Consider the following 16900-nt stretch of genomic DNA (forward strand, 5'->3'; position numbering starts at 1 on the left):
GAGGGACGATGATTTCATTAACACAGCACCCATTACTGCTTGATGTCAAAGATTTACGCGTCACTTTTAGTACGCATGATGGTGATGTCACGGCTGTCAATGATCTCAATTTTTCATTAAAGCCTGGGGAAACCCTGGGCATCGTTGGCGAATCAGGTTCAGGAAAATCGCAAACTGCTTTCGCCCTGATGGGATTATTGGCAAAGAACGGTCGTATTGGTGGCTCTGCGCGCTTTAATGGCCAAGAGATCCTCAACCTTCCTGAAGCCCAGTTAAATCGACTGCGCGCTGAAGAGATGGCGATGATATTCCAAGATCCGATGACTTCGTTGAACCCCTATATGAAAGTGGGTGACCAACTCATCGAAGTGCTTAGACTGCATAAAGGAATGAGTAAGAGAGAGGCATTTAAGCACTCTCTACAGATGTTAGACGCGGTCAAAATGCCGGAAGCACAAAAGCGAATGGCGATGTACCCGCATGAATTTTCCGGCGGGATGCGACAACGGGTGATGATCGCTATGGCGCTGCTATGTCAGCCAAAGCTATTAATTGCGGATGAACCGACAACCGCACTGGATGTGACCGTTCAAGCGCAAATCATGACGCTATTGAACGAGCTTAAACACGAGTTCAATACCGCCATTATCATGATTACCCATGACTTAGGGGTGGTCGCCGGGATTTGTGACAAAGTTTTGGTGATGTATGCCGGCCGGACAATGGAGTATGGTAGCGCACGGGATATCTTCTATCAGCCGGTACACCCTTATTCACAAGGATTACTCAATGCTGTGCCACGTTTGGATAGCGATGAGGAGAGCTTACTGACCATACCGGGCAATCCCCCTAATTTATTACGTCTTCCCAGTGGTTGTCCTTTCCAACCACGATGCGCTTATGCGACCGAAAGTTGCCGTCAATCACCGCAACTCGAGGCTTTTGCAGCAGGACGTCTGCGCGCTTGTCACCACCCTCTGGAGGTCGCACGATGAATGATATCGCGCTACAAGATAGAAAAGTTTTACTCGAAATCGCTGACTTACGTGTCCACTTCGATATTAAAGACGGTAAGCAGTGGTTCTGGCAGCCTAAGAAGAGCTTGAAAGCGGTCAATGGCGTTAGCTTACGGCTTTATGAGGGCGAAACCCTGGGCGTGGTCGGTGAATCGGGCTGCGGGAAATCGACACTTGCCCGCGCGATTATTGGCCTCGTTAAAGCCAAAGGAGGACGGGTGACGTGGTTGGGACGTGATCTGTTAGGGCAAGATGATAAAGCTTGGCGCGACGCGCGTAGCGATATTCAAATGATTTTCCAAGATCCGCTTGCCTCATTAAATCCCCGTATGACGGTCGGTGACATTATTGCAGAACCGTTGAAAACGTATTATCCGAAGATGGCGAAACGAGAAGTTAGCGAGAAAGTCCGCGCGATGATGATGAAAGTGGGGCTATTACCTAATCTGATAAACCGTTATCCACATGAGTTTTCCGGCGGACAATGTCAGCGTATCGGTATCGCCCGTGCGCTCATCTTAGAACCGAAGTTAGTGATCTGCGACGAACCCGTCTCTGCATTGGACGTATCGATTCAAGCTCAAGTGGTAAACTTACTCCAGAAACTGCAGCGTGAAATGGGGCTATCGCTTATTTTTATTGCCCATGATTTAGCGGTGGTCAAACATATTTCTGATCGGGTATTGGTTATGTACTTAGGCCATGCCGTCGAGTTGGGAACCTACGATCAGGTATATCACCAACCGCTGCATCCTTACACCCAAGCTTTGATGTCTGCGGTGCCAATTCCCGATCCGGATAAAGAGCTGACCAAGCAGGTTCAGTTACTCGAAGGGGAACTTCCCTCACCGATCGATCCACCTTCAGGCTGTGTCTTTCGTACGCGCTGCCCGCAAGCAGTGGCGGAATGCGCAAAAACCAAACCGGTATTAGAAGGTAATTTCAGTCATGCAGTGTCATGTCTGAAAGTTGACCCACTGTAATGGACTACGCCCTAGCGGTAGCTAGGGCGTATAGAACTGACTTATTCTCGCCACAAGATGTGGCAGAGTTTATGGTCTTTTTCTCTACACAGTAGAATACGGGCGAAAATATCGGTGATCGGCGCATCTTCATCGTCCCCAAGCCCAATGACGACTTCAGCGAAAAAATCTGGGTTTAGATCAAAATCAACGTGCTCTTCCCAATCAGCCGAAGGGTCATGAAGTTCTGCACCGCCACGGGATTCAAATTGGAGATTAAACAGAATCGTGTCGGCAGGGTCTAAGTTATCGGCGGCCAGCTCCAAGAAAATATCATAGGCTTGTTCTAGTGTTTCATCTTCGGTAAGGCGATTATTTAAATCCATAAGTAACCTAGTTATTTTCAGTAAGAGAGACAAATTAAGGCTGTTTTACAATAATGGGCTCAAGAAGTAAAACAATCGTTCGACAATACGTTTCCAATAAGCGCGGTGCAACCACTGTTCTTTAGAGAGGAGGGATGAGCGAGCAATATAATCGCGTTGCACGCAGTCCAGATCATTACCGAAATCAGCATCATCAATGACCAAAGTGATTTCAAAATTTAACCATAAACTGCGCATGTCTAAATTTACCGTGCCAATCAGGCTAAGCTCACCATCGATCAAGACACTTTTGGTGTGCAGTAAATCTTCCTCAAAGAGATAGATCTTGACTCCTGCATCGAGTAATTCGCTAAAAAAAGCTCGGCTTGCCCAACCTACGAGCAGAGAATCATTCTTCCTTGGGACGATCAAACTGACGTCAACGCCACGTAGCGCGGCAGTACAGATGGCATGTAGGAGATCATCGCTGGGGACAAAATAAGGTGTGGTCATTATCAAGCTTTCGCGTGAGGCATAAATGGCCGTCAATAAGGCTTGATGGATAAGATCTTCAGGAAATCCAGGGCCTGAAGCAATAACGTGAATAGTATGCCCAGAAGATTGCTCAAATGGCATGCTAACGCGTTCGGGCAACGGCGGAAGGACTCTCTCGCCGGTTTCAATTTCCCAGTCGCAAGAGTAAACAATCCCCAACGTTGTCGCGACGGGGCCTTCCATGCGAGCCATTAAGTCAACCCACTGGCCAACACCCGCATCTTGTTTGAAAAAGCGAGGATCCACCATATTCATGCTACCGGTATAAGCGATAGCATTATCAATAAGCACGATTTTTCTGTGCTGGCGTAAGTCCAAGCGACGAAGAAAAAAACGAAACACATTGACTGGTAGTGCTTGAACCACTTCGATACCCGCATGTCGCATTCTCTCAGGCCAAGCACTTTTAAAAAATTGTCGGCTCCCCGCACAGTCAAGCAGTACCCGGCAGGTCACACCGCGTCGGGCAGCACTGATAAGGGCATTGGCGACGTGATCGCTTTTACCACCAGGCTGCCAAATATAGAAAACCATTTCAATCCTGTGATGAGCGAGGTTGATATCGCGAATGAGCGCTGTCATAACATCTTGTGCACTGGTCAGAAGTTGTAGCTGATTCCCTTTCACGCCAGGAATACCTTGTCGGTTCTCACAGAGATTAAACAGGCTGCTGGCCACATCACTGGTATGGGTCGCGAAGATATGCTGGCAACTTTTTAAGTCTAGAAGCCACTGTGCAGTCGCTGGCCACATACTCCGTGCACGTTCCGCTCGGCGCCTACCTAGGTAAAGTTCGCCAAAGGCGATATAGGCTATCACCCCTAATAGCGGTAGGAAGAAGATGATGAGTAACCAGACCATGGAAGAAGAGACTGTTCGGCGCTTTATTAGGATTCTAATCGTCACGGTAGCTATCAATAGCCAGTAACTAAAGAGGATGACACCGTTTAGAACGCCATAAAAAGTCGCTGAGGTCATAGGCTGAATTGATTTCCCAAATAGAGTTGAGTGTAGTGTACGTGGTGTATAAGGAATGTAAACCAATTCCGGATTTTTACTGGTCACGCGATTTGATCAGGAAAAAAACTCTAAAAAGACGGGTTTAGGGAAGCATTCTACAGGAACCATAGGTCACAGAAGGACATATTGAGGGGGATTTAGCGGAGATAGCCTATAATCTTCCCCGCTAAGTCAAAATGGTTGGATTAAAAAACGCGTTTAAAAGGACGTACGGTAACGGTTTGGTATATCCCAGCAGCAACGTAGGGATCGTCATTAGCCCAGGTTTGCGCCTCGTCAAGAGAGGCAAATTCAGCAATGATCACCGATCCAGAGAATCCAGCATGTCCGGGGTCTTCACTGTCGGCGATCGGCATAGGTCCTGCGGTCAGGAGACGGTCTTCATCTTTTAAAATCTGTAATCGGGCGAGATGAGCTGCTCGTACACTAAGACGCTTCTCTAATGAATCTTTATTATCTTCCGCGTAAATGACATAAAGCACAGGAACACCTTTGTGGGTAGGGTAAAAGATGAAAGTTACTGTAATATGACGCAGGGTGCAATGAAAAAGCAGAGGAGATCGTATTTCTCTAGCTGTAATGAAAACAGCATTGAAACTGATTGCTATTTGCATTTAGAATATCGGTAATACTTTGAGCGAAAGAATATTATGAGCAGTCTAACCGAAGAGTTACCTAAACGTGGATCGATTGCGACAATCGTCTCTATTGCATTGCATGGTGCAGTGATTGCAGGATTACTGTACGCTTCGATGAATCGTGATTTTCAGTTGCCTCCTCCTCAGCAGGCAATCAATGTCTCATTGATTGCGCCTGAAGTTCAACCTGAGCTTGCCGCGAAAAGTGCCCCCGCAACACCGCAGCCAATTTCGTCTCCGGAACCCACGCCGGCGCCCCAAGTTGAGCAACCGCCAGTTGAACAAAAAGTCGACATACCGGTGGAAAAGCCTAAGCCTAAACCGGTGAAAAAAGTCGTTCACAAACCGGTACAACACGAGAAACCTAAGCCAGTGGTGCACAAACCAGTGGAAAAGCCGGTCGAGCATAAAGCACCGCCCGCGCAGGATAATCCTTTTAACCAACAAAATACTCAGCCGCAAACGCGAGCACAAACCGCGCCACAAAAATCCACTGATCAGCAGAAAAGTGTGTCAGAGGGGAAACCGCAGCGCTTAGCGACGGTCAATCCAGCTTATCCTGCCCGAGCCTTAGCGTTGCACGTAGAAGGCCGTGTTCGCGTCAAATTTGATGTGGATGCGAGTGGGGCCGTTGATAATATTGACATCGTTTCAGCAGAGCCTAGAGGAATGTTTGATCGCGAAGTCAGAAATGCAATCAGACGCTGGCGTTATGCCCCGGGGCATCCTGCACAAGGTCAAACTTATAACATTATCTTTAGAATCGACGGAAGTTCGTCAATCGAACAATGATAAACAGCGTGAAGGTTTCTTCACGCTTTCATCAGATTAGGCAGAGTGGGGAAGACCTTGTGTCTGCGCGGGCAGTGAACGAGGTTTACCTTGTTCGTCCACCGCAACATAGATAAAGACCGCCTCAGTCGTACAATAACGTTGACCAATTGGCTCAGATGACACCTTTTTAATCCATACTTCCACATTGATAGTGATTGAACTGTTCCCCGTCTTGATACAACTTGCATAACAGCTGACGACATCCCCCACCGCAACTGGTTTAAGGAAAGTCATACCATCGACGCGGACGGTCACTACCCGGCCTTCAGCGATCTCTTTTGCCAGTATCGCGCCTCCCATGTCCATCTGTGACATGACCCAACCGCCGAAAATATCCCCATTGGCATTGGTATCGGCTGGCATGGCAAGGGTACGTAGTACCATTTCACCTTGCGGACTGCGTATAACTTCGCTCATGACATTGCTCCACACTAAAGTAATTATTGTTTTTGTTATTTATCTGTCTGTGGCATATGACGCCAAATAAAAAGCCCATTAACTAAGGTGAACACCACCGTCAGTATCGTTAATCCAAACATTTTAAAATTAATCCACACCGCTTCGGGTTGCCAAAATGCCACGTAGACATTCAGTGCACCACAGAAGATAAAAAAGAGTACCCAAGCATAAGTTAGTTTACGCCACAGGCTATCAGGAAGTTGAACCTCTTTTCCTAACATCGACTGGATAATCGGTTTCTTCATAAAAAACTGGCTGTACAGCAGAGCTAAAGCAAAAAAACCGTAGATAGCCGTCACTTTCCATTTAATAAATTCATTATTATGGAAAATTAGCGTTAATGAACCGAAAAGTGTGACCAAGATAAAGGTTACCCAAGTCATTTTCTCGATTTTGCGATAAATAAACCAGGTTGCGATGAGCGCAAGCGCCGAAGCGATAATCAACGCGCCGGAAGCCACGAAGATATCGTAAAGCTTGTAACAGATGTAAAAAGCGACTAAAGGTAGAAAATCGAGCAACTGTTTCATTGTAAAGTCCTAATGCAGCCTACGACTAGGCTGCAAGATGATTAACGGATCTGGGCGGTAATACGATAGAGGTAAATCAATAATAACGCTGACGATAAGTGCGCTAACACATTGCTGAGAAGCAAAATAAGGCTGTTAGGCATTAGCCCAAAGCTACCAAAGATAAAGGTCAGCGCAATTCTTACCACAAACCATGCAATCACTGCAGGGGCGATAAGACGGATATTTTTCCAGACTAGTGGCACACTCTGTTTCATGGTCTTCAGCAGCCCACGATCATTTTCCAGCAGCAGTACCGGCGATAAGGAGAACAACACCATTAACACGACACCCGGTACTATTAATACATAGAACCCGAGTTGCACGATGGTGGTCAATAAGAAGGTCTGAATAAGTAGGCGAGGCCACACTGGTGCGCTGGCGCCGATAGCGCGGATGGCACTTGTCGCCTGTCCTTGAGCTGTCGCAGAGAGATACTTCAGCACGCCTCCTACCAACAAGGTATTCCCTATCAGCGCAGAGAAGGTCATTACGGCCGAGATATGCATTAATACACTGCGTTGATCGTCACTCATGTCCTTAATGAGAGCAAAGAGCGAGTCGGTACTTTCGCCACTTTGTAAAAAGTCACTCAACGGGTCTGTCGACGGAAGAAATGTCTTAAGCAACAATACTGTAACAAATGCTGAGAGCAGTGAAATCAAGATCAACGGCTTGAAATGCTGCTTAAACTGCTGAGCAGCGTCACGGTAAGATTGATTGGCCGTGAGGGACATGAAAACTCCTTGATGTATAGGGAAAACTTGCGCTAATTGTACATGGATAAGTCGGTAACTGGCACAGGACTTACATAACTTTCTATTATATCGATTTATTGGCGTGATTGGGGAATTAGCAACGAAGACTTTGAACTCTCTAGAAGTAAAAAACCTTATTCAATTTGATCTCGATCAAGACTTTGTTTTATATGAAATAATTGCTGCATTATTCACATGAATTTGATCGATAAACACGACAGAATAGGCACAATAATTATAGGTGTTTACGTTTCGTCACTTTTTATTGATAAGTTCAGGAGTTTTTATGAAAGCGCGTAAAATTGTTTTAGCCATGGCTCTTGTGTTCCCAGCAATGGCCTCTGCGCATCAAGCCGGCGATTTTTTCATTCGTGGTGGGGCAGCGCTAGTCCGCCCAACCGGGAACTCGGATAACGTGTTGGGCTTAGGTTCCTTCAACGTTAGCAATAACACCCAATTAGGACTGACGTTTACCTATATGGCAACGGATCATATTGGTGTGGAGCTTCTGGCGGCGACCCCATTTAGACATAAAGTCGGTTTACGCTCCACAGGTAATATCGCCACAGTACACCAACTGCCACCGACGTTGATGGCTCAATATTATTTTCTGGATAGCAGTGAGAAGTTCCAACCTTATGTCGGTGCCGGGATTAATTACACCACTTTCTTCGATAATAAATTCAATAATACTGGCCGCCAAGCGGGTCTATCAGACTTACGTCTTAAAGATTCTTGGGGCTATGCCGCGCAAGCGGGGATGGACTACCAGTTAAACGATCATTGGATGCTGAATGCATCGGTTTGGTATATGGATATCAAAACGAAAGTTCGCTTTAAAGCGGCTGGCGAATCCCAATCAATCGATACTAAAATCAACCCAGTGGTCTTCTTCTTAGGAGCAGGTTATCGTTTCTAGGCGATATAAAAGGCCGTTTTAACGGCCTTTAAAATTGGCTTACTTAATTTGCATACCATTCACCACCGAACGAACGCCAGGTACGGTGCGTGTCACATTGACTGCTTTTTGTGCCGCTTGCGCAGAACTTACAAAACCACTTAACTGTACACGGCCCTTAAAGGTCTCGACGTTAATTTCCGTTGAACGTAAATCCTTCTCGCCTAATAGCTTGGCTTTAACTTTGGTAGTCACCACGGTGTCATCAATATAGCCACCAGTACCTTCGTGTTTTGGTGTTGGCGCACAACCCGCAAGTGATAAGCCCAGTACCGTCGCTAATAAACCCGTTGTCACTATTTTTGCAAATTTCATTCGATGCCTCCCTGTTGAATCTTGATTGGATAGTGATCAGTCGATCAGCTCAAATTTAGCTTATTAATAAGAAATCTACTAATATTTCTCTACGAAATCTTAATCTGAATCACTGCTTCGGCGACTTTTTGGTGGCAGCTTTCAGCTCGGTAACGAACTGTTTTAATGCCTCAAGTAAACGCGCCGGATCCTCTGCATACTGTTCGATAATCTTTACGGTAGCAGAACCGGCGATAGCGCCTGCGGCACCTGAGTCGATCGCCGCACGCACTTGTTCGGGTTGTGAAATACCAAACCCTTGAATCGCAGGCGGCGCCCCGAACTGGTTAAGCTTATCAACCAGGTGGCCTAGGGAAGTGGTCGCGCGATTTTCTGCCCCGGTTACCCCTGCACGAGAGAGAAGGTAAGTGTAACCTTGGCCCCACTGACCAATAGATTCCATCAATGCATCGTCGGCATTTGGCGGACAGATAAAGATTGGGGCAATACCATGACGGGTTGCCGCTTGACGGAACGGCAAGGACTCTTCGATCGGCACATCAGCAATCAGCACCGAGTCAACTCCAGCTTGCGCGCAACGTTGATAGAACTCATCAATACCTTGGCTGAAGACCAAGTTTGCATACATTAAGAGGCCGATCGGAAGATCGGGATATTTACTGCGTACCGTATGCAAAATATCGAAGCATTTTTGGGTGGTCGTTCCTCCGCTAAAAGCGCGCAAAGTTGCGGTCTGGATAGTGGGGCCATCGGCAAGAGGATCAGAAAAAGGGATACCCAGCTCTAAGGCGTCTGCGCCACCGGCGACTAAGGCGTCGATGATTTGCAAAGAGAGCTCAGGGGTGGGATCTCCCAAAGTTACAAAAGGGACAAACGCGCCTTGGTGTTGCTCAGCTAAACGGGAAAAAAGTGTTGCGTAACGGTCCATTAAATTTCTCCACGCTGTTGTAGAATATCGTGCACAGTAAATATGTCTTTATCGCCACGGCCGGAGAGGTTGACGACTAACAGTTGTTCTTTCTCCGGTGCTGCTTTGGCCATTTTCATGGCATGAGCCAATGCGTGTGAGGATTCCAATGCCGGGATGATACCTTCCGCTTTGCATAATGCTTTAAATGCTTCTAAGGCTTCATCGTCAGTTATCGACTCATAATCAGCTCGACCAGTGCTATGCAAATAGGCATGCTGTGGGCCAACAGAAGGGAAATCTAGTCCAGCAGAAATGGAATAAGACTCTTCGATTTGTCCTTCCTCGGTCTGCATCATCGGTGCTTTCATACCGAAATAGATGCCCGTTTTACCATGTTTTAAGGGCGCACCGTGCTCGCCACTCTCTATACCGTGACCTGCAGGCTCTACGCCAATCAATTGTACTTCAGGCGTATCAATAAAGTCTGCAAACATCCCGATTGCGTTCGATCCGCCGCCGACACAGGCGATAACGGCATCAGGAAGGCGCCCCTCTTTTTCTAAAATCTGCTGACGTGTCTCTTCACCGATTATCCGTTGGAATTCGCGAACGATGGTAGGGAAGGGATGCGGACCTGCCGCGGTCCCTAACATATAGTGGGCTGTTTCATAACTTCCCGACCAATCACGTAATGCTTCATTACAGGCATCTTTCAACGTCGCAGAACCACTGTGGACGGGAATCACTTCTGCGCCCATTAATCGCATACGGAAGACATTGGGTGACTGACGTTCGACATCTTTCGCCCCCATGTAAATACGACACTTCATGCCCAATAATGCACAGGCGAGCGCAGAAGCCACACCATGCTGGCCAGCACCGGTCTCTGCGATAATCTCATTTTTCCCCATACGTTTAGCCAATAAGGCTTGACCCAATACCTGATTGGTTTTGTGTGCCCCGCCGTGGAGAAGATCTTCACGCTTAAGATAAAGACGGGTCTGGGTACCCGCCGTCAAGTTTTGGCATAAGGTGAGGGCGGTTGGACGGCCTGCGTAATCTTTTAGCAGTTGAGTAAATTGTTGTTGAAATTCTGGGTCACGTTGCGCACTCACAAAAGCTTCTTCTAGCTGCGCTAAGGCAGGCATTAGAATTTGCGGGACATATTGCCCGCCGTACTCACCAAAATAAGGATTTAATAATGTCATTGTCAGTATCCAATCATTGTTATTGAGCGTAAGTGTTGATTGCGTTGAAAACGGTAATCAGTTTTTGTTTATCCTTAATGCCTGGCGACGTTTCCACGCCAGAATTCAGATCAACACCAGCACAACCAAGTGCTAAGGCGGAGGCGATATTGTCTGCATTCAGCCCACCCGCCAAGATGATGTCATCCAGTGGCTGGTCGGCGAGTAGCTGCCAATCAAAGCACTGGCCACTACCGCCGTGTCCGTTATCGAAGACGTAGCGATCAACGCCGATCCAACCGCGATCGGGTAAATGCCCTTCGATCTTAAAGGCTTTCCAAATTTGGCAGCTAGCGGGTAATAAGTCGCGCAGACGGCGGACGTAAGAAGGATCTTCGTTACCATGAAGCTGTACTGCAGATAAGCCCAATGCTTCGACTTTTACGATAATATCGACGACTTCGACATCGCGGAAAACACCGACATAACGCAGCGGTGCGCTTTCGATGATGCGCGTAGCTTGCTCTTCATTCACGCAACGCGGAGAGCCTTCAACAAAAATTAATCCGCCATAAAGCGCTCCGGCTTGATAAGCGTCTTGAGCGTCTTGGCCACGGGTTAATCCACAGACTTTATTTTCGCCGGAGAGCAGACGCTTAACGGCAAAACGTAAATCATCTTCCGCCATCAGGGATGAGCCAACCAAAAAACCTTGTGCATACTGGTTAAGATCATTGATTTGTGAATAGTGCTGAATACCGGATTCGCTAATGACCAAGGTGCCTGCAGGCAGTTGACTCGCCAACTGGCGGGTTTTTTCCGTGTCCACCGAGAGGTCGCGTAAATCGCGATTATTAATCCCAACGACCTCGGCTTTCAGCGCGATAGCGCGTGCTAACTCTTGCTGATTACTGACCTCGGTGAGGATCCCCATCTGTAAGGTCTTAGCTACCTCAGCGAGCAGGCGATACTGATCATCGTCTAATACAGATAGCATCAATAGGATAGCATCGGCTTGATAGTAGCGCGCCAACCAGACTTGGTAAGGATCAACCATAAAGTCTTTGCAGAGCACTGGCTGGTGGACCGTTTGTCGCACAATCGGTAGAAACGCGAAGTCGCCTTGGAAATACTTCTCGTCGGTCAAGACCGAGATGGCCGATGCGTAGTCACGGTAGACAGTGGCGATGGCTGCGGGATCGAACACATCACGAATCAAGCCCTTGGAGGGCGAAGCCTTCTTACACTCTAAAATAAAGGCGGGGTTATGCTTGCGCAATGCTTGAGTAAAGGAGCGATCGCTGGGGGTGACCTCAGCTTGGAAATCTGACAGTGGTTGCGCGGCTTTACGCGCCGCTATCCAAATTTTCTTATCATCAACGATTTTCTGAAGTACGGTACCCTGCATATTATCCTCTTGCGGCTAACGCTGTAACACATTGATAGGCAGCACCACTACGCAACACGTCGAGGGCTTTTGAGGCATTCTCGCGTAGGTTTTCTTGGCCAAACAGTTTCATTAACATCGCAACATTGATAGCAATGGCATGCTCATGGGCTTCCTGACCTTTACCCTGAAGTAATTGCGTTAAAATGTCACGGTTTTCTTCCGGAGTGCCACCCCGAAGGCTCTCAATAGGATGCATGGAGAGGCCAAAATCCTCAGGACTGATCTGATAACGCGTGATCTCCCCGTCTCGTAATTCTGCGACGTCCGTTGTGGTATGAATCGCAATCTCATCCATACCGCCACCGTGTACCACTGCTGCACGTTGATACCCTAAGACGCGTAACGTCTCGGCAACAGGCTGTACCAACTCAGGACTGTAGACGCCAATCAGCGCCAACGGAGGACGAGCAGGGTTGATCAATGGCCCGAGCACATTAAATAGCGTTCGCGTGGCAAGCTGCTTGCGTACCGGCATCGCATGGCGAAAGCCCGTATGATAGTGCGGTGCAAATAAGAAGCAGAGATTTAACTCATCTAAGGCTGCCCGGGCTTGCGCAGGGGGCATATCCAAATTAATACCAAACGCCGCTAAGAGGTCAGAAGACCCAGATTTACTCGAAACGCTGCGATTACCGTGTTTTGCTACCTTGAACCCGCATGCCGCTGCCACAAAGGCACTCGCGGTTGAAATATTAATACTGTTTGAGCCATCACCACCCGTCCCGACAATATCCGCAAAAAGGGTATCAGGGCGAGGAAAAGGGAGTGCATGATTAAGGAAAGCGCTGGCGGCACCGGCGATCTCTTGTGGCGATTCGCCCCGTACTTTCATTGCGATCAATAGCCCAGCCAAACTGACTGGGTCGATTTCGCCTTTTACCACGGCAGAAAACAGTTGTTCACTCTCTTGCTGACTGATCTGTTGCCCCTGATAGAGGCGCTCAAGTAATAATTTCATGGAGATCCCTTATCGTGTTAACGCCCAAGCAAGCGTCTGTTCCAGTAATTTAGCACCATGGGTGGTGAGGATGGATTCAGGATGAAATTGGAATCCACACACACGGTCTGCATCGTGTCTAACGGCCATCACCATACCGTTGAAGGTGGCATTGACCGTTAAACTTGGCGGCACGTCACTTCCGACAAGCGAGTGGTAGCGCGCAACAGGTAAAGGGCAAGGTAAATGTTGGAACATCTCGAGATTATCGTGGGTGATAGCCGAGGCCTTGCCATGGAGGATTTCGCCTGCTTGCCCCACTGTTCCACCGTAGCTTTCGACGATGGCTTGGTGTCCTAAACAGATACCGATGATGGGGACTTTACCGCGTAACTGTTTGAGTAACTCCGGCATACAGCCCGCTTCACTGGGGGCACCCGGGCCTGGGGATAATAAGACGATAGGTTGCTCAAGGCTAGCCACCTTGGTGACTAACTGTTCCACTGGCACGTTATTACGGAAAATAACCACGTGATGGCCAAACGTCCGTAACTGGTCGACCAGGTTGTAGGTAAAGGAGTCAAAATTATCAACTAATAGGATATCAGCCATTAGAAAATCTCCTGGCAATGGTGGGCGGTCGCGATAGCTCTTAACACCGCACGCGCTTTATTTCGGCTTTCGTCCGCTTCAGACTGCGGATCTGAATCGAGTACCACTCCTGCGCCTGCTTGCACGCTGGCTATTCCGTTTTCAATATAGGCGGAGCGGATGACGATACAAGTATCAAAGTCTCCGGTGCCGGTGAAATAGCCGACGGCACCACCATAGCTGCCACGACGTGTCTTTTCATGTTGTGCAATCAGCTGCATTGCCCGAACTTTAGGCGCACCACTTAAGGTTCCCATATTCATACAGGCACGGTATGCATGCAGTACGTCCAGATCATTGTGTAAGCGGCCCACAACACGAGAAACGAGATGCATCACGAAGGTATAGCGGTCTACCTTCGTAAGGTCTGCCACGTAACGACTGCCGGGTGTACAGATGCGAGCTAAGTCATTACGGGCCAAATCGACTAACATAAGATGTTCGGACATCTCTTTCTCATCGTTACGCATATCCAGCTCGATGCGGCTATCGAGGTCAAGGTTGAGCGAACCGTCTGCATGCCTACCGCGCGGGCGGGTCCCTGCAATAGGGTAGATCTCTATTTGACGGCTCTGGGCGTCATATTTCAGCGAACTTTCTGGGGACGCGCCGAACAGACTGAAATCTTGGTCCTGTAGGAAAAACATATAAGGACTTGGATTACTTTTCTTCAATACATCGTAGGCCGCCAGTGGAGAGGGGCAAGGTAAAGAAAAGCGTCGAGAAGGAACGACTTGGAAAATTTCCCCTTGGCGAATGGCCACTTGGAGCGCTTTTACGATATTGCAATAGGTCTCATCGTCTTGATTACAGCTGAGCTGCATACCGGGTACCGGGGCAGCAGACACTTTGGTTGGTGTGGTGAGCATCTGCTGGTGGAGCTGATGGAGTCTTGCTTGCAGACGCTGGAATTCATCGCTACTGTCAGTGAATAGGCTGGCTTGAAGACGAGCTTGTTGGGTTTGGTGGTCAAGTACTAGCAGCGTTTCAGCCAGATAGAAGCAATAGTCTGGGCAGGCTTGATCTTGCTGCAAAGGAGGCAGGTCTTCAAATCCCGCTACTAAGTCATAAGCAAAGAGTCCGCCCAAAAATAGGGCGTGGCGCTGTTGGTCGCTATCGGCGACTAAGGTCGGGACCAGACGCAGCACATCGAAAACAGAGGCGGATTTTAAACGGCTATCTTCATCTTGTAGCAAGGTTGGTTCGCTAAAGGTGATAATTAACTGATCGGCGCAAAGCGAGGTATCTGCTTCAGTCGGAAGTTTGTCAGAGAGCAAGGGTAACAAGCTACGACCATTAGCACTCAATGCTTGGACCTTAACAATATTGCCTAGCGCACTGATACGTAACGCGCTGTCGACTATCATCAAGCTCTGTAAATCGTCCTTGCTACTTACATCTGCCGATTCGAGCAGTAAAGTAGAAGGCCTCGCGCCACAGAGTTGATTAAAGAGTGCAGTCGGGTCAGCAGAATAGGGTGTTTCAACTGTGATGAGTTTGAGTTTGCTGGATATCATGAGTGTTATCTCTATTATTCTTCCAATAAAAAGCCCGCCGAGTGGGCGGGCTTAGAAATCTGCATAGCGGTTATTTTAGCTGGATGCATGACAACGTCGCCCGATTATGGGAGAGTGACGCGCCACCACTGTGAATGCTTTACTGTTATAACCATCATGAGATTGTGTCCTGTCTGGAGTCTTGTGTACTAGTTAACTAGTTCACGGCGGAATTGTCAACACTCAAGGTTAACTAAAAGTGATTTATCAGTAGGAGAAATGTTGAACACGTCTGAGAGAGTAAATTTTGACCGATAATGTACGCGCGATCATCTATGATTTGCATAGCCATACCCAAGCTTCTGATGGCCTACTGAGTGCGCGTGAACTCGTTCGCCGTGCCTACGAGCGTGGGGTTAAGGTGTTGGCGATTACTGACCACGACACCACGGCTGCAATAGAAGATGCCGAAACCGCGATTCGTGAAGAGAATCTGGATTTGACCCTCGTCTCGGGAGTCGAGATCTCGACCTTGTGGGAAAATCACGAAATACATATCGTTGGCTTAGGTTTTGATCCTCATCATCCGGCGATGGTGGAGCTATTACAGCAGCAATACCAGCGAAGAGAGGATCGCGCAGCGATGATTGCTGAACGGTTAGCGAAAGCAGGCATTGCTGGTGCGCTAGAGGGGGCGCGGCAAGAGGCGGGAACAGGGCAGATTACCCGAGCCCATTTTGCTCGTTACCTTATTCAGCAAGGTAAAGCTGAGACAATGGCCCAGGTATTTAAACATTATCTGGCCCGCGGGAAGACGGGGTATGTCCCCGCTCAATGGTGTACGCTGCCCGCAGCGGTGGAGGCGATCCATCACGCTGGAGGGGTGGCCGTGGTGGCACACCCTGCACGCTATCAACTCTCTACCAAATGGTTGAAGCGTTTATTGGCTTATTTCGCCGACGTCGGCGGGGATGCGATGGAAGTCGCACAATGTCAACAGGCACCGAACGAACGGCAACAACTGGCCAAGTATGCAGTGGATTACGGCTTATCTGGCTCACTGGGCTCTGATTTTCATCAACCCTGTGCATGGATAGAGTTAGGTCGTAAACTATGGTTACCGAAAGATGTGGTTCCCATATGGGAAAAATTTCCAGCTTTAGCTGCCCCAACTCGGGGGTAGGAGACGACGATGAGTCAATTATTTTATATTCACCCAGAAAACCCTCAGCCACGTATTGTTAAACAAGCGGTCGAGCAAATTAATCAAGGGTCAGTGATCGTTTATCCAACGGATTCGGGCTATGCGATTGGTTGTAAACTTGAAGATAAAGCCGCCATGGAACGGATTATCCGTCTGAGACAATTAGATGGACGGCATCATTTTACGTTGATGTGTCGGGATCTCTCGGAACTTTCGACCTACGCACAGGTGGATAATATTGCCTTCCGTTTGTTGAAGAATAACACGCCAGGTAGTTACACTTTTTTGTTAAAAGCGACGAAAGAAGTCCCTCGCCGCTTGATGAACGAAAAGCGTAAAACTATCGGATTGCGTGTTACGTCACATCCGGTCGCCCAAGCCTTATTAGAGGCATTAGGCGAACCGTTGATGTCCACAACGCTTATCCTGCCAGGCAATGACTTTGCGGAATCCGATCCCGAAGAAATCCAAGATTCTATTGGGCATCAAGTTGATTTGATACTGAATGGTGGCACGATTGGTCAGCACCCGACCACCGTTATCGATCTCTCTGACGGGGCGCCTGTCATCGTTCGACAAGGTGCGGGAGACACTCGTCCCTTCGAATAGCAGTATT

Annotated in this window: 17 protein-coding genes, 1 pseudogene and 1 other annotated feature; of the genes and pseudogenes, 6 read left to right on the forward strand and 12 right to left on the reverse strand. The window is 48.2% G+C overall.

The window, feature by feature from the left end:
* Positions 1 to 8: 8 nt before the first annotated feature.
* Both oppD and oppF read left to right on the forward strand, forming a co-directional pair.
* The gene (gene oppD, locus MKR94_RS00470; RefSeq protein ID WP_241644961.1) at positions 9 to 995 is read left to right on the forward strand and encodes an ABC transporter ATP-binding protein; all 987 of its coding nucleotides are present in this window, start codon (positions 9 to 11) and stop codon (positions 993 to 995) included.
* Positions 992 to 1999, forward strand: a complete 1008-nt coding sequence (gene oppF, locus MKR94_RS00475) for a murein tripeptide/oligopeptide ABC transporter ATP binding protein OppF (RefSeq protein ID WP_241644962.1) — start codon at positions 992 to 994, stop codon at positions 1997 to 1999. The genes oppD and oppF overlap by 4 nt, the downstream gene beginning before the upstream one ends.
* Positions 2000 to 2040: 41 nt before the next feature.
* Here oppF and MKR94_RS00480 read toward each other — a convergent pair whose 3' ends face one another.
* From MKR94_RS00480 to MKR94_RS00490, 3 genes are all read right to left on the reverse strand, one after another.
* Positions 2041 to 2364 carry an HI1450 family dsDNA-mimic protein gene (locus MKR94_RS00480; RefSeq protein WP_241644963.1) on the reverse strand — a complete coding sequence of 108 codons (324 nt, stop codon included), beginning with the start codon at positions 2362 to 2364 and terminating at the stop codon, positions 2041 to 2043.
* Positions 2365 to 2409: 45 nt separating this feature from the next.
* A complete protein-coding gene (cls, locus tag MKR94_RS00485) occupies positions 2410 to 3876 on the reverse strand; it encodes a cardiolipin synthase (RefSeq protein ID WP_241644964.1) in 1467 nt (488 codons plus the stop codon).
* Between the two features lie 227 nt (positions 3877 to 4103).
* Positions 4104 to 4400, reverse strand: coding sequence for a YciI family protein (locus MKR94_RS00490; RefSeq protein WP_048912202.1), 297 nt, complete (start codon positions 4398 to 4400; stop codon positions 4104 to 4106).
* A gap of 168 nt (positions 4401 to 4568) precedes the next feature.
* Between MKR94_RS00490 and MKR94_RS00495 the strand changes: the two genes are divergently transcribed.
* Positions 4569 to 5348, forward strand: a complete 780-nt coding sequence (locus MKR94_RS00495) for an energy transducer TonB (RefSeq protein WP_241644965.1) — start codon at positions 4569 to 4571, stop codon at positions 5346 to 5348.
* 36 nt (positions 5349 to 5384) lie between these two features.
* Here the strand turns inward: MKR94_RS00495 and yciA are convergent, their stop codons facing one another.
* From yciA to MKR94_RS00510, 3 genes are read right to left on the reverse strand one after another with little or no spacing between them, the layout of a single operon-like run.
* On the reverse strand, positions 5385 to 5807 hold the full coding sequence (gene yciA / locus MKR94_RS00500; RefSeq protein WP_241583798.1) for an acyl-CoA thioester hydrolase YciA: 423 nt from the start codon (positions 5805 to 5807) through the stop codon (positions 5385 to 5387).
* A gap of 35 nt (positions 5808 to 5842) precedes the next feature.
* Positions 5843 to 6379 carry a septation protein A gene (locus MKR94_RS00505; RefSeq protein ID WP_241644966.1) on the reverse strand — a complete coding sequence of 179 codons (537 nt, stop codon included), beginning with the start codon at positions 6377 to 6379 and terminating at the stop codon, positions 5843 to 5845.
* A 41-nt stretch (positions 6380 to 6420) separates the two neighbouring features.
* Positions 6421 to 7155, reverse strand: coding sequence for a YciC family protein (locus tag MKR94_RS00510; protein ID WP_241644967.1), 735 nt, complete (start codon positions 7153 to 7155; stop codon positions 6421 to 6423).
* 307 nt (positions 7156 to 7462) lie between these two features.
* Here MKR94_RS00510 and ompW point away from each other — a divergent pair, with 307 nt between their 5' ends.
* Positions 7463 to 8095 carry an outer membrane protein OmpW gene (gene ompW, locus MKR94_RS00515; protein WP_241644968.1) on the forward strand — a complete coding sequence of 211 codons (633 nt, stop codon included), beginning with the start codon at positions 7463 to 7465 and terminating at the stop codon, positions 8093 to 8095.
* Positions 8096 to 8134: 39 nt separating this feature from the next.
* Here the strand turns inward: ompW and MKR94_RS00520 are convergent, their stop codons facing one another.
* The 6 genes and pseudogenes from MKR94_RS00520 to MKR94_RS00545 form a co-directional block, all read right to left on the reverse strand.
* Positions 8135 to 8449, reverse strand: a complete 315-nt coding sequence (locus MKR94_RS00520) for a BON domain-containing protein (RefSeq protein ID WP_241644969.1) — start codon at positions 8447 to 8449, stop codon at positions 8135 to 8137.
* Between the two features lie 109 nt (positions 8450 to 8558).
* Positions 8559 to 9377, reverse strand: a complete 819-nt coding sequence (gene trpA, locus MKR94_RS00525) for a tryptophan synthase subunit alpha (protein WP_241644970.1) — start codon at positions 9375 to 9377, stop codon at positions 8559 to 8561.
* Positions 9377 to 10567, reverse strand: a complete 1191-nt coding sequence (trpB, locus tag MKR94_RS00530) for a tryptophan synthase subunit beta (protein WP_241644971.1) — start codon at positions 10565 to 10567, stop codon at positions 9377 to 9379. The genes trpA and trpB overlap by 1 nt, the downstream gene beginning before the upstream one ends.
* A 19-nt stretch (positions 10568 to 10586) precedes the next feature.
* Entirely contained in the window at positions 10587 to 11954 is a 1368-nt protein-coding gene (gene trpCF / locus MKR94_RS00535; protein WP_241644972.1) for a bifunctional indole-3-glycerol-phosphate synthase TrpC/phosphoribosylanthranilate isomerase TrpF, read from the reverse strand.
* A 1-nt stretch (position 11955) separates the two neighbouring features.
* Positions 11956 to 13545, reverse strand: a pseudogene (gene trpD / locus MKR94_RS00540) (bifunctional anthranilate synthase glutamate amidotransferase component TrpG/anthranilate phosphoribosyltransferase TrpD).
* On the reverse strand, positions 13545 to 15101 hold the full coding sequence (locus tag MKR94_RS00545; RefSeq protein WP_241644973.1) for an anthranilate synthase component 1: 1557 nt from the start codon (positions 15099 to 15101) through the stop codon (positions 13545 to 13547). The pseudogene trpD and the gene MKR94_RS00545 overlap by 1 nt, the downstream one beginning before the upstream one ends.
* A gap of 24 nt (positions 15102 to 15125) precedes the next feature.
* Positions 15126 to 15234: a sequence feature (Trp leader region), on the reverse strand.
* A gap of 153 nt (positions 15235 to 15387) precedes the next feature.
* Here MKR94_RS00545 and rnm point away from each other — a divergent pair.
* Positions 15388 to 16263, forward strand: a complete 876-nt coding sequence (gene rnm / locus MKR94_RS00550; protein ID WP_241644974.1) for an RNase RNM — start codon at positions 15388 to 15390, stop codon at positions 16261 to 16263.
* Between the two features lie 9 nt (positions 16264 to 16272).
* Complete coding sequence (locus tag MKR94_RS00555; protein ID WP_241644975.1) at positions 16273 to 16893, forward strand: L-threonylcarbamoyladenylate synthase; 621 nt, start codon at positions 16273 to 16275, stop codon at positions 16891 to 16893.
* Positions 16894 to 16900: the final 7 nt, after the last annotated feature.

Source organism: Rosenbergiella metrosideri, assembly GCF_022602565.1.
Taxonomy (GTDB): domain Bacteria; phylum Pseudomonadota; class Gammaproteobacteria; order Enterobacterales; family Enterobacteriaceae; genus Rosenbergiella; species Rosenbergiella metrosideri.